Source organism: Seonamhaeicola maritimus (genome assembly GCF_008056315.1).
GTDB classification, from domain to species: Bacteria; Bacteroidota; Bacteroidia; order Flavobacteriales; family Flavobacteriaceae; genus Seonamhaeicola; species Seonamhaeicola maritimus.
The window spans coordinates 669,555-682,480 of record NZ_VRKQ01000010.1 but is presented as its reverse complement, the minus strand read 5'-3'; the positions used below and the strand labels follow the sequence as shown (position 1 = coordinate 682,480).

Genomic DNA, 12,926 nt, shown 5'->3' with positions numbered 1-12,926 from the left:
AAAGTATTATTATGTTTTCTGATAATAAAAAAGACAAAATGGTAGAAACTAAATCTGGACAAAACATTATTGCTCAAGGCACTAAAATAGTTGGTGATTTTAATAGTGAGGGCGATTTTAGAATAGACGGCGTGGTTGAAGGTAACGTAAAAACCGCTGGGAAAGTAGTTGTAGGCAAGTCTGGTTTGGTTAAAGGCACTTTAAATGGAACTGACGCCTATTTTGAAGGTAAGTTCTCTGGGAAGTTGGCCTTATCAGGTACTTTAACCTTAAAATCTTCTGCCCATATAGAAGGGGAGGTAGTTGTAGGAAAGTTAGCCGTTGAACCTGGTGCAACGTTTAATGTTACATGTGTGATGAAAGGAACTGTAAAAGAAATGAGCAATGGCGGACAGCAACAGCGAAAACAAGAAACCGAAAAAACAGCTTAGAAATGTTGCTATCCTCTCTGGGGTGGCTATTCAAATGGGTGTAACCATTTATTTATTTGTCCTTTTAGGCAAGTGGTTAGACACTAAATATAACAATGGCGATAAACTTTTTATAATAATTATGACACTAGCCGGTGTTGGGATTTCGCTTTATGCTGTGATTAAGCAGCTAAATAGAATTAATAATGACTAACCCTTTTATTCGTTTTACACTTAAAGCTAGTTTGTTTTATGTGATTGCTTTTGGCTTGCATTTAGCAGTTTTATCTACCTTAAATTATCCTTTATTTGATAATTATATTTTACTATCCTATGTACTTAACCTTGTTCTAGTAATTGTAGTTTTCGGATTGCTTTATTTGCTTAGAAAAAAATATAAAAGCCAGTTAGGTTTTTTGTTTCTGGCAGGAAGCTTAGTGAAGTTTGCTGTTTTTTTTATTGTCTTTCAACCTTTATTTAAGCAGGACGGCGTTGTTTCTAAACTAGAATTTGCATCTTTTTTTATTCCCTATGTATTAGGGTTAATTATTGAAACTATTAGCCTTAGCAAATGGTTGAATAATTTAGATGAAACCACTTCGTAACCCCTTGAAATACATCTATTGAAATAAAAACCAAAATAGTTTTTGTTTTTCATATAAAAGCATACCTTTGCACCGATTTTTAAGCCACTATTATTTAAAGTGATATGCGTAGAAAAATAGCTTTTAAGCCGATTACATTACTACTGTTTTTAATAACCTTCATGTCTTTCGGAAAAGAGGATAACCAGCACGGTGAATCTGGTTCTGATTTAAGGACTGAAATCAAGGAATACGTTCAACACCATTTATTAGACTCTTATGATTTTAACCTGTTTTCATATGAAAATGGGGAAAAACATTTTGGTTTTCCATTACCAGTAATTCTTTGGGATAACGGATTAAAAGTATTTTTATCATCTAAATTTCATCATGGAGAAACGGTGGCTGAGGCTGGAGGAAGTTATTACAAACAGTTTCATGGGAAGATTTATAATGTAGACGGCCCTAACGGTGAAATAATTGAAGATGATCATCATCACGCTACTAATGCTAAACCATTAGATTTTTCTATTACTAAAAATGTAGTTTTAATCATGATGGTTTTTGCAATCATGTTCTTTATGTTTAGCAGAATGGCAAAAACTTATAAAAAGAATAATGGTATGCCAAAAGGTATGGGGCGTTTCTTAGAGCCCATTGTTCTTTATGTTCGTGACGAAATTGCAATCCCTAACATTGGTGAGAAGAAATACAAGAGATATATGAGTTATTTGTTAACCGTATTTTTCTTTGTTTGGATTGTTAACCTTTTTGGTTTAACGCCTATTGGAATGAACGTAACTAACAATATTGCAGTTACTTTATGTTTAGCGTTAATTACATATTTTATTACTACGTTTTCTGGTAATAAAAATTATTGGAAACATATTTTCTGGATGCCGGGTGTTCCTGTGCCAATGAAAATTATTTTGGCGCCAATAGAGTTGTTAGGTACTATTATTAAACCATTTGCATTAATGATTCGTTTGTATGCAAACATTACTGCGGGTCACGTTGTATTAATGAGTATTATTGGTATGATGTTCATCTTTAACAACTGGTTGGGTAGTTCATTATCATTTGTATTAGCATTTGTATTAGGTATTTTAGAGTTGTTAGTAGCAGCTTTACAAGCATATATTTTTACAGTATTATCTGCGCTTTATTTTGGAATGGCTGTTGAAGACCATGACCATCATTAAGCGTATTTGAAATTGAATGTTTAATTTTTAATTATATATATTATGGAGATTCCAGCTATCGTAGGAGCAGGTTTAGTAGTAATTGGTGCCGGTATCGGTATTGGTAGAATCGGTGGTTCTGCTATGGAAGCAATTGCGCGTCAACCAGAAGCTACAGGAAAAATTCAAACGGCTATGCTTATTGCAGCAGCCTTAATTGAAGGTATTGGATTTGCTGCTTTATTTGCAGTGTAAGACCAAAGGGAAAGAGAAACAGCTATAACGGTTGGTTATAGCTGTTCTTTTAAATTAAACAGAAGTTTTTTAGAAATATAAATTATTATGGAAGAATTATTTGGAGGGTTTTCTTTAGGATTATTTTTTTGGCAGACAGTACTTTTTTTAGCACTTGTATTTTTGTTAAAAAAGTTTGCTTGGAAACCAATTTTAGATTCTGTAAACAATAGAGAAGAAGGTATTAAGGATGCTCTTGATGCAGCGGAGAGCGCTAAGAAAGAGATGGAGAACCTTCAAGCTGATAATCAAAAGTTATTAAAAGAAGCTAGAGCAGAGCGTGAGTCTATGCTGAAAGAAGCGCGTGATATCAAAAACAAAATTATAGAAGACGCTAAAGGTGAAGCTCAAGACCAAGCTAATAAAATGATTAAGCAAGCGCAAGATGCAATTGAAAGCGAAAAGAAAGCAGCTATGGCGGAACTTAAAAATCACGTAGCTGGAATATCTTTAGATATCGCAGAAAAAGTAGTGCGTCAAGAATTATCTAACAAAGACAAGCAATTAAAATTAGTTGAGTCAATGTTAGGTGAAGCTAAATTAAATTAAGAAATAGACAATGTCAGGTACAAGAGCAGCCATACGTTACGCAAAAGCAATTTTAAGTTTAGCTTCAGATCAAAAATCAGCCGATGCTGTTAATAAAGATATGAAGTTAATTGCTGCTACAATTGCAGACAGTAAAGAATTAAGTGATACGCTTCAAAGTCCTGTAATTAGTTCAACAATTAAAAAGGCTGTTTTATTAGAAGTTTTTAAAAAATCTAATAATGCAACAATAAGTTTAATTGAAACTTTAATCAATAATAATAGAATAGATCTTTTAGGAACTGTTGCTGTAAAGTACAATCAGTTATTTGATCAATCTAAAGGTATTGAGTTAGCAACAGTAACTACTGCGGTAGCAATAACTGATGCTTTAAAGAAAAAAGTTTTAGCAAAAGCTAAAGAACTTACAGGAAAAGAAATTGAGGTAGAAAATATTGTGGATGAAAGCATTTTAGGTGGTTTCATTTTACGCATAGGTGATGTACAATACAATGCTAGTATTGCAAATCAGCTTAATAAATTAAAAAGAGAATTTACATTAAACTAAGATATTTATATCTAAATAAATAATAAGATGGCAGAAGTAAAACCAGCTGAAATATCAGCAATCTTAAAACAACAACTTTCAGGTTTTGAAGCTAGCGCTTCATTAGATGAAGTAGGAACAGTATTAACAGTAGGTGATGGTATTGTACGTGCTTACGGATTGGCTAATGCACAATATGGTGAGTTAGTAGAATTCGATGGTGGTTTAGAAGGTATTGTACTTAACCTTGAAGAAGATAACGTTGGTATTGTATTATTAGGTGGTTCAGTAGGAGTTAAAGAAGGATCTACGGTAAAACGTACTGGTAGAATTGCTTCTATTAATGTTGGAGAAGGTATTGTTGGTAGAGTTGTTGATACATTAGGTAACCCTATTGATGGTAAAGGGCCAATTTCTGGAGAAACTTATGAAATGCCTTTAGAGCGTAAAGCTCCTGGGGTTATTTTCCGTGAGCCAGTAACAGAACCATTACAAACTGGGATTAAGTCTATTGACGCTATGATTCCTGTAGGTAGAGGTCAACGTGAGTTGGTTATTGGTGACCGTCAAACTGGTAAAACGGCTGTTTGTATTGATACCATCTTAAATCAAAAAGAATTTTATGATGCAGGTGAGCCTGTATATTGTATATATGTAGCTGTTGGTCAAAAAGCTTCAACAGTAGCTTTAATTGCTAAAACATTAGAAGAAAAAGGCGCATTAGCTTATACTACTATTGTTGCGGCAAATGCATCAGATCCAGCTCCAATGCAAGTTTACGCGCCAATGGCGGGTGCTGCAATTGGTGAGTATTTTAGAGATACTGGAAGACCGGCTTTAATTGTTTATGATGATTTATCTAAACAAGCGGTTGCTTACCGTGAGGTATCATTATTGTTAAGAAGACCACCGGGACGTGAGGCGTATCCAGGTGATGTTTTCTACTTACACTCAAGATTATTAGAGCGTTCTGCAAAAGTGATTAACGATGATGAAATTGCTAAGGATATGAACGATTTACCAGATTCGTTAAAACCTATGGTAAAAGGAGGTGGGTCTTTAACAGCACTTCCAATCATTGAAACGCAAGCGGGTGACGTTTCTGCATATATTCCAACAAACGTAATTTCTATTACAGATGGCCAGATTTTCTTAGATGGTGATTTATTTAACTCTGGTGTACGTCCAGCTATTAACGTAGGTATTTCTGTATCTCGTGTGGGTGGTAATGCACAGATTAAATCAATGAAAAAGGTAGCAGGTACATTAAAGTTAGACCAGGCACAGTATCGTGAATTAGAAGCATTTGCTAAATTTGGATCAGATTTAGATGCTGTTACTTTAAATGTAATTGAAAAAGGTAAGCGTAATGTTGAAATCTTAAAACAAGCTCAAAACGATCCGTTTACAGTTGAAGATCAAATTGCTATCATTTATGCAGGATCTAAGAATTTATTAAGAAATGTTCCTGTTGAAAAAGTAAAAGAATTTGAAAGAGATTTCATTGAATTCTTAAAAGCGAAGCATGCAGATGTTCTTAGTACTTTAAAATCAGGTAAATTAACTGATGAAGTTACAGATACATTAACAGCTGTAGCAAAAGATTTATCAGGAAAATATATAGCATAATTTTAGACTCCTGTCAATGACGGGAATCTATTTTTCATATTTTAAAATATGGCAAATTTAAAAGAAATACGTAACAGAATATCATCGGTATCTTCAACAATGCAGATTACCAGTGCCATGAAAATGGTATCTGCTGCAAAGTTAAAGAAGGCACAAGATGCTATTACAGCAATGCGTCCTTATGCAGATAAGTTAACTGAGCTTTTACAGAGTTTAAGTGCAACTTTAGATGCAGATTCAGGAAGCACATATTCTGAACAACGTGAATTAAAGAAAGTGCTTTTAGTACCAATTACTTCTAACAGAGGTTTGGCAGGTGCTTTTAATTCTAACATCATTAAAGAAATTAATAGATTAGTTTCTGATACTTATGCAAACCAAGAAGTTTCTTATTTAACTATTGGTAAAAAGGCTAATGATGCTTTTAAAAAGACAGATAGAGTTATTGCAAATAAAAGTGAGGTTTTTGACGATTTAACTTTTGATAATGTTGCTGAAATTGCTCAACTTTTAATGGATAAGTTTGTTGAAGGTGAGTTTGATAAAATTGAAATTGTTTACAACAAGTTTAAAAACGCAGCAACGCAAATTGTAATGACAGAGCAGTTTTTACCAATTGTTCCTGTTGAAGGTGATGCTAATGTAAATACAGATTATATTTTCGAGCCATCTAAATTTGAGATTGTTGAAGAGTTAATTCCTAAGTCTTTAAAAACACAATTATATAAAGGTGTTAGAGATTCATTTGCATCAGAGCATGGTGCTCGTATGACTGCAATGCATAAAGCTACTGATAACGCAACTGAGTTAAGAGATCAATTAAAATTAACTTATAACAAAGCGCGTCAAGCTGCTATTACTAACGAGATTTTAGAGATAGTTGGTGGTGCAGAAGCCTTGAATAATTAATAAATTCCTACCAAAGAAGGAATCTTATCATAAAATAGTAAAACCTAACTTTTCGGAGTTAGGTTTTTTTGTTTTAAAAACCCTATTTTTAGCATTACAAAAAACGCATTTTTGAGCGCATTTAAATCTCTTTTCAAGCAAACATTCATTTACGGTTTAGCCACTGTGTTACCTAGAATGTTAACTTTTTTGCTCACGCCGCTTTATACAGAGGTAATGGCAGTTGGCGTTTATGGTAAAGTATCTATAATATTTTCTTGGTTTGCCATTTTTAATGTGATTTTGGCTTACGGAATGGAGACTGCTTTTTTTCGTTTTTTTAACAAAGAGGATAACCAAGATAAAGTAGTTGGTACTGCTACATTATCCGTCATATTTACCTCTTTGGCTATATTTGGTTTAGCTTTTTTATTCCAAAACCAAATTGCTAATGTTACAGACATTGAGGTTCATCATATCCGTTTTGTAATTTGGATTTTATTGCTTGATGCTTTGGTAATTATTCCTTTTGCGTGGTTAAGGGCTAATGCAAAACCTATGAAGTATGCAGTTATTAAAATTGTAAACGTAGCTATTAACATTGGCCTTAACCTCTTTTTCTTCCTTTTATTATCGGGCTTAGCAAAAGAAAATGATTTATTTGCTTCAATTTATAAAACAGATTTTGAAATAAGTTATGTGCTAATTGCTAATCTGGTTGCCAGCGGTATTACACTTATACTTATGCTCTCATTTTATGGGAAAATTAAATACAAATTCAATTCTATATTATGGCAACAAATGCTACGATATGCTTATCCTGTTTTAATTGCAGGTTTAGCGTATACTACTATAGAAACATTTAACCGAATCTTATTAGACAGTAGTTTGTCAACGGCAGAAAATCCAGAAGATGAGGTTGGAATGTTTTCAGCATGTTATAAATTAGCCTTGTTTATGACCCTATTTGCTACTGCGTTTCGTCTGGGTATAGAACCTTATTTTTTTAGCCATGCGAAATCAAAAAACCCACAAAAGAACTATGCTAAAATTTTAGAATACTTTGTAATTTTTGGCTCAGGTATTTTATTAACCGTAGTGGTATTATCTGATATTCTAAAAGTAATTATTATTAGAGATGAAGATTTCTGGGAAGCCATGTGGATTGTACCTATAATTCTTATTGCAAGTTTTTGCTTGGGTATATATCACAACCTTTCTGTCTGGTATAAAATAACGGATAGAACAAAGTTTGGCGCTTATATTTCTGTAGTTGGAGCCATAATTACTTTGGTGCTAAATATATGGTTAATCCCTATTATAAGTTATAAAGGTTCTGCTATTGCCACTTTAGCGGCTTATGGAAGTATGGTTCTATTGTCTTATTATTTTGGAAGAAAATATTATCCAATACCATATAACTTGAAGAAAATTGGACTTTATTTAACAATGTCAATATTGTTTTCGTTAGTTTATTTCTATCAATTTAGGGAGAATTATGTTATTGGAATTTCCATGTTAGTTGTATTTTTGGGTGTTATTTCATTTTCAGAGAAAAATCAGATTAAACAAATTTTAAAAAGATAAAATGAAAATTAAAATCATAAACAAATCAAATCACGATTTACCGCATTATGAAACAATTGCTTCTGCTGGAATGGATTTACGAGCTAATATTTCAGAGTCTAGAGTTTTGAAGCCCTTAGAGCGAAGTATTGTGGGCACAGGGCTCTTTATAGAGCTGCCTGTTGGTTTAGAGGCTCAAGTGCGTCCAAGAAGTGGCTTAGCGGCTAAAAAAGGCATTACTGTACTAAATGCGCCTGGAACAATTGATGCTGATTACAGAGGTGAAATAGGTGTGATTCTAGTAAACCTATCTAATGAAGAATTTAGCATTAATAATGGAGAGCGCATTGCGCAATTGGTAATTGCTAAACACGAGCGTGCAGAATGGGTTTCTGTTGAAGAATTATCAGATACCGACAGAGGTGCTGGAGGGTTCGGTAGTACGGGAACCAAATAATTATAGAATAAAGAACTTAACAAATAACCAAATCACAATTTAAAACATGAAAATAATTGTACCTATGGCAGGTCGAGGTTCTCGATTACGTCCTCATAGTTTAACCGTGCCAAAGCCGTTAATTCCGGTAGCAGGACAACCTATTGTACATCGTTTGGTAAAAGATATTGCCAAAGTTTTAAAACAGCCAATAGATGAAGTGGCCTTTGTTTTAGGTGATCCAGCGTGGTTTGGTGATGATGTTGTATTGAGTTTAGAAGATTTAGCTAAAAGTTTAGGTGCAAAAGCCTCTATTTATCGCCAAGACCAACCATTAGGAACAGGTCATGCCATAATGAGTGCAAAACCATCTTTATCTGGACCAGCAGTTATTGCTTATGCAGATACATTGATTAGGGCAGAATTTGATTTAGATCCGTTGGCAGATAGTGTTATTTGGACGAAACAAGTTGATAACCCCGAAGCATACGGTGTTGTTAAGCTAAACGGAAATGATGAAATTGTTGAATTGGTTGAAAAACCAGAAACATTTGTTAGTGATCAGGCTGTTATCGGGATATACTATTTTAAAGACGTTGCAGTTTTAAAAGATAAATTACAGGAAGTTCTTGATGAAAATGTTATGAATGGGGGAGAATATCAAATAAACGACGGTATTAAACGCATGATGGCTGATGGAAAAGTGTTTAAAACTGGAACTGTTGATGAGTGGATGGACTGCGGAAATAAAGCTATTACTATAGAAACAAACCAGCGAATGTTAGGGTTTTTAAAAGCTGATGGCGAGGAAACATTAGTTGCCTCTTCAGCAACTTTAGAAAATTCAGAAATTGTAGAACCTTGTTTTATTGGAGAAAATGTGGTACTTAAAAACACTACAATTGGTCCGTATGTTTCTGTAGGAAATGGCACTGTTATTGAGGATTCAACTGTTAAAAACAGCTTAATTCAAACTAATAGCTCAATTAAAAATGCTAATTTAGATAATGCCATGATTGGTAATAACGTTAAATACAATGGTAATTTTACTAGTATTAGCATTGGTGATTATTCTGTACTGGAATAAAATATAAAGTATATGTATGTTGTAATGTATTCCTTTAAAGTTAAACCTAAACAGGAATTAGCTTTTTTAGATTCTTGGAGAGCATTAACAAAGTTGATTTATGAGTATGAAGGCAGTTTAGGGTCTAGACTTCATAAAAAGAATGCCCTACATTATATAGCTTATGCACAATGGCCAAATAAAACCGTATTTGAAGCTGCTGGGGATAAACTACCAAAAGAGGCAAATATATATCAGGACTTAATGCGTATTTCTTGTGAAGAAATAGAAGTTTTAGAGAAGTTTGAAGTTATTGAAGATTTAATAAAGCAAAAACCATATGGTTGAAAGGTTAAAATATAAATATTATCTTTTTTTTCTCTTTGGAGTGATCTTCATTCTACAACCATCCTATGCTCAGGTAGATTTTAATAAAACCCCAGAAGATGATTTAGGAATTGTTGAAGATAAGTTTCAAGAGTACTTTTATGAAGCTTTAAAACAAAAGGGTATTGAGAATTATGAGAGAGCCGTTGAATCACTTTTGAAATGTATAGAGTTAGATGAATCCGTACCTGTTTTATATTTTGAATTAGGTAAAAGCTATAATAAACTTAAAAATTTTGGTGCAGCAGAAGATGCTCTAAAAAAAGCTGTTAATAAAGATCCTGATAATGAGTGGTTTTTAGATGAGTTATATGGGTATTATGCGTCGCAAAATGAATACGACAATGCCATTAAAACTGTTAAACAGTTAGTTGATTATCACCCTGATTATAAAGAAGATTTAGCTTCGCTTTACGTTAGAGTTAAAAAGTATAATGATGCTTTAAAGATTTTGGATGACCTAGACAAAGAACATGGTATTTCTATTTCTAGAGACATGATGCGAAATAGAATTTATGAAGCAACTGGGAGAAAAAAGGATCAAATAAAAAATCTTGAACAGCGTGTAGATAATAACCCTGAAAAGGAGTCCAATTATTTAGCATTAATTTACAGATATAGCGAAAATAACCAAAAAGAGAAGGCCTTTGAAACAGCAAAGGAGCTACTTAAAATAAACCCAAACTCTCAATTGGTTCATTTGGCTTTATATAAGTTTTATCTTGATGATAATATGCCGGGAAAGGCTGTAGAATCAATGAAGATTGTTGTTAAGAGTACTCAAATAAAACCAGAGGCTAAGCTAAAAGTATTAACAGATTTTGTGAAATTTGCTGGTGAACATCCTGAATATGAGGAGGATTTAATGGAAGCAACGGCTTTAGTTGAAGGGACCAATAATAGTAAAACTCTAATTGAATTAGGGCAATATTATTTAGCTAAAAACAGCAAGGTTAAAGCTTTAGAAAATTTTGAAGCAGCCCTAAAAATGGAACCAAATAATTTTGGTGTATTAAAAAATGTATTGCTACTTTATTTAGATTTAGAGCAATTTAATGTGGCTAATGAGAAAAGTGCCAAGGCTCTAGAAAACTACCCATCTCAACCTTTACTATATTTAATAAATGGTGTTTCATTCAACAATTTAAATAAGCCTCAAAAAGCTATTGATACTTTAGAAATTGGTTTAGATTATATTATTGATGATGTGAAAATGGAATCTGATTTTTACAATCAACTAAGTGAAGCCTACACACTTTTAAACAATACTGTTAAAGCAAAAACGTTTAGTGATAAGGCAAAACAATTAGAAAACACGAATTAATGAGAATACTAACCCAAATCATAATAACGTTGTTTGTTATTACGCTTTTTAACTGTAAATCAGCAAAAACGGTAAGTGGAGGTGAGGCCAATTACAGTTTATCTTCAAGACAGCTTATAAAAGAAAATAATAAGAAGAGTCCAGACTATAAAACCATAAAATCTACACTTAAAATAACTTATGATGATGGTAAAAATACTCAGAGTCATTCAGTGAATTTTAGAGCTAAAAAAGATGAGACTTTATGGATGAGCGCTACATTTTCTGTAGTCAAGGCATTAGTAACACCAGATAAGGTGAGCTTTTATAATAAGTTGGACAACACTTATTTTGAAGGTGATTACGCTTATTTAAGTGGCTTATTAGGAACAGATTTAGACTTTCAAAAGGTTCAGAGCTTATTAATAGGCGATGCAATTTATGACTTAAAAGAAGATAATTATAAGCTTTCAGTTGATGATGAGTCATACATTTTACAACCAAAAAAACAAAGAGAACCAATTGAAATTTTCTTTTTGTTAGACCCTTCACTTTTTAAGTTAAAGTCTCAACAAATATCGCAACCACAAGAGTTAAGACATTTGCAAATAGATTATTTATCACATCAAGAGGTTGATAAACAGATTTTGCCAGAAAAGGTAAAAGTAATAGCAGTTGAGGCTAATGAGGAGCTTATTATTGGGTTGGAATTTAAAAATGTTACTTTAAATGAAGATTTAAGATTTCCATTTAAAATTCCTTCGGGCTATAAAGAGATTAAGCTTTAATGACCAAAAAATTGTTCCCATATAGGTTAGTATTTGTAATAGCCATTTTGTTATCTGGTTCAATTGCATATTCTCAAAGCAATAAACAAAAGGAGTTAGAAACTCGTAGACAAGAACTTAGACGAGAAATTCAAAAAATAAGTCAACTAAGAGCTCAGGATAAGACAAAAGAGAAATCCGAATTATCGCAGATTGAAGAATATAGTTATAAGATTAGTGTATTAGATAACCTGATAAAGGTTACCAATCAGCAAGCTAATTATTTAAATAGAGAGATTAATTCTAATCAGAAGAAGATTACCAATTTAAGAGAAGAATTAAAACAGCTTAAGGAAGACTATGCTGCCATGGTTGTTAAGTCTTATAAAAGTAAAAATGAACATAGTAGAATTATGTTTTTACTGTCTTCAACGGATTTTAAACAGGCTTATAAAAGGTTGCAGTACATAAAACAATATGCTAACCATCAAAGACAACAAGGTGAAACAATTAAGTCTAAGACTTTCGAATTACAAGAGCTTAATAAAGGGTTGTTAAAGCAACAGGAAGAAAAAAAGAAACTTATTGCAGAAAACAGAGTAACACAGAGATCTTTAGAAGCAGAACGAGGTTTGCATGAGAATTTGATGAAATCTATTAGAAAGAATTTGTCAAAGTACACCGCTCAAATTCGTCAAAAAGAACGTGAAGCTGCAAGAATTGATAGAGAAATAGATAAAATTATTAGAGCAGCTATTGCAGCGTCTAATAAGAGTGCTGGTAAATCTACTACTTCAACTTCTTTTGCCTTAACTCCAGAAGAAAAAGTATTAGCTTCAAACTTTGTTGCTAACAAGGGCAAGTTGCCATGGCCAGTTGAAAGAGGTCGTGTTAGTTCTAGATATGGGCGTCAGCCTTCAACAGTTGACAGAACATTAATTGTTGATAGGAATGGTGTTTCTATTACAACCGAGAAGGGTGCCAAAGCACTTGCGGTGTTTAAAGGAGAAGTTAGTGAGATAATTAAGATTAAAAACTCCAATCCTATGGTTATGATTCGTCATGGTAGTTACGTGACGGTTTATAAAAATTTATCTAAGATCTATGTTAAAAAGGGAGATAAGGTTGCTGTTAAACAGATTATAGGGGAAGTATTTACCAATCCAGCAGATGGTAAAACTATTTTAGGATTTGTACTGTCCAAAGGATTGGTTAAAGAAAACCCCGCTAATTGGATTTATAAAATGTAGGACTTTTGAATTAACCTGAACTTGTTTTAGAGAGCTCATAAAATTGATTATCAGCCTAATGAAGTTCTAAGACAAATTCAGGAATAACAA

The 12,926-nt window shown here is 32.9% G+C and carries 16 protein-coding genes; all 16 read left to right on the top strand.

Annotated elements, in window-relative coordinates; all coding sequences use genetic code 11:
- Positions 1–11: 11 nt before the first annotated feature.
- Positions 12–431, top strand: a complete 420-nt coding sequence (locus FUA22_RS11210; RefSeq protein ID WP_147768350.1) for a bactofilin family protein — start codon at positions 12–14, stop codon at positions 429–431.
- Positions 385–624, top strand: a complete 240-nt coding sequence (locus tag FUA22_RS11205) for an AtpZ/AtpI family protein (protein ID WP_147768348.1) — start codon at positions 385–387, stop codon at positions 622–624. The genes FUA22_RS11210 and FUA22_RS11205 overlap by 47 nt, the downstream gene beginning before the upstream one ends.
- Entirely contained in the window at positions 617–1,015 is a 399-nt protein-coding gene (locus FUA22_RS11200; RefSeq protein WP_147768346.1) for a hypothetical protein, read from the top strand. Before FUA22_RS11205 ends, FUA22_RS11200 begins: the two co-directional genes overlap by 8 nt.
- A 104-nt stretch (positions 1,016–1,119) precedes the next feature.
- Positions 1,120–2,196, top strand: coding sequence for a F0F1 ATP synthase subunit A (gene atpB / locus FUA22_RS11195; RefSeq protein ID WP_147768344.1), 1,077 nt, complete (start codon positions 1,120–1,122; stop codon positions 2,194–2,196).
- Between the two features lie 42 nt (positions 2,197–2,238).
- Positions 2,239–2,430: an ATP synthase F0 subunit C gene (gene atpE, locus FUA22_RS11190; protein ID WP_102756010.1), complete on the top strand. Its 192-nt coding sequence runs from the start codon at positions 2,239–2,241 to the stop codon at positions 2,428–2,430.
- A gap of 87 nt (positions 2,431–2,517) precedes the next feature.
- Complete coding sequence (locus FUA22_RS11185; RefSeq protein ID WP_147768342.1) at positions 2,518–3,018, top strand: F0F1 ATP synthase subunit B; 501 nt, start codon at positions 2,518–2,520, stop codon at positions 3,016–3,018.
- Between the two features lie 10 nt (positions 3,019–3,028).
- A complete protein-coding gene (gene atpH, locus FUA22_RS11180; RefSeq protein ID WP_147768340.1) occupies positions 3,029–3,565 on the top strand; it encodes an ATP synthase F1 subunit delta in 537 nt (178 codons plus the stop codon).
- A gap of 27 nt (positions 3,566–3,592) precedes the next feature.
- Entirely contained in the window at positions 3,593–5,173 is a 1,581-nt protein-coding gene (gene atpA, locus FUA22_RS11175; RefSeq protein WP_147768338.1) for a F0F1 ATP synthase subunit alpha, read from the top strand.
- Between the two features lie 48 nt (positions 5,174–5,221).
- Positions 5,222–6,082 carry an ATP synthase F1 subunit gamma gene (gene atpG / locus FUA22_RS11170; RefSeq protein ID WP_147768336.1) on the top strand — a complete coding sequence of 287 codons (861 nt, stop codon included), beginning with the start codon at positions 5,222–5,224 and terminating at the stop codon, positions 6,080–6,082.
- Between the two features lie 111 nt (positions 6,083–6,193).
- Complete coding sequence (locus FUA22_RS11165) at positions 6,194–7,648, top strand: lipopolysaccharide biosynthesis protein (RefSeq protein WP_147768334.1); 1,455 nt, start codon at positions 6,194–6,196, stop codon at positions 7,646–7,648.
- Between the two features lies 1 nt (position 7,649).
- Positions 7,650–8,084, top strand: a complete 435-nt coding sequence (gene dut, locus FUA22_RS11160; protein ID WP_147768332.1) for a dUTP diphosphatase — start codon at positions 7,650–7,652, stop codon at positions 8,082–8,084.
- A gap of 46 nt (positions 8,085–8,130) precedes the next feature.
- Positions 8,131–9,150 (top strand): sugar phosphate nucleotidyltransferase, encoded by a 1,020-nt coding sequence (locus tag FUA22_RS11155; protein ID WP_147768330.1) that lies wholly within the window; start codon positions 8,131–8,133, stop codon positions 9,148–9,150.
- 12 nt (positions 9,151–9,162) lie between these two features.
- Positions 9,163–9,477 carry an antibiotic biosynthesis monooxygenase family protein gene (locus FUA22_RS11150; RefSeq protein ID WP_147768328.1) on the top strand — a complete coding sequence of 105 codons (315 nt, stop codon included), beginning with the start codon at positions 9,163–9,165 and terminating at the stop codon, positions 9,475–9,477.
- Positions 9,470–10,840 (top strand): tetratricopeptide repeat protein, encoded by a 1,371-nt coding sequence (locus FUA22_RS11145; RefSeq protein WP_147768326.1) that lies wholly within the window; start codon positions 9,470–9,472, stop codon positions 10,838–10,840. Before FUA22_RS11150 ends, FUA22_RS11145 begins: the two co-directional genes overlap by 8 nt.
- Positions 10,840–11,607 (top strand): DUF4292 domain-containing protein, encoded by a 768-nt coding sequence (locus FUA22_RS11140; protein ID WP_147768324.1) that lies wholly within the window; start codon positions 10,840–10,842, stop codon positions 11,605–11,607. Before FUA22_RS11145 ends, FUA22_RS11140 begins: the two co-directional genes overlap by 1 nt.
- Positions 11,607–12,836 carry a murein hydrolase activator EnvC family protein gene (locus FUA22_RS11135; protein ID WP_147768322.1) on the top strand — a complete coding sequence of 410 codons (1,230 nt, stop codon included), beginning with the start codon at positions 11,607–11,609 and terminating at the stop codon, positions 12,834–12,836. The genes FUA22_RS11140 and FUA22_RS11135 overlap by 1 nt, the downstream gene beginning before the upstream one ends.
- The last annotated feature ends 90 nt before the right edge of the window (positions 12,837–12,926 follow it).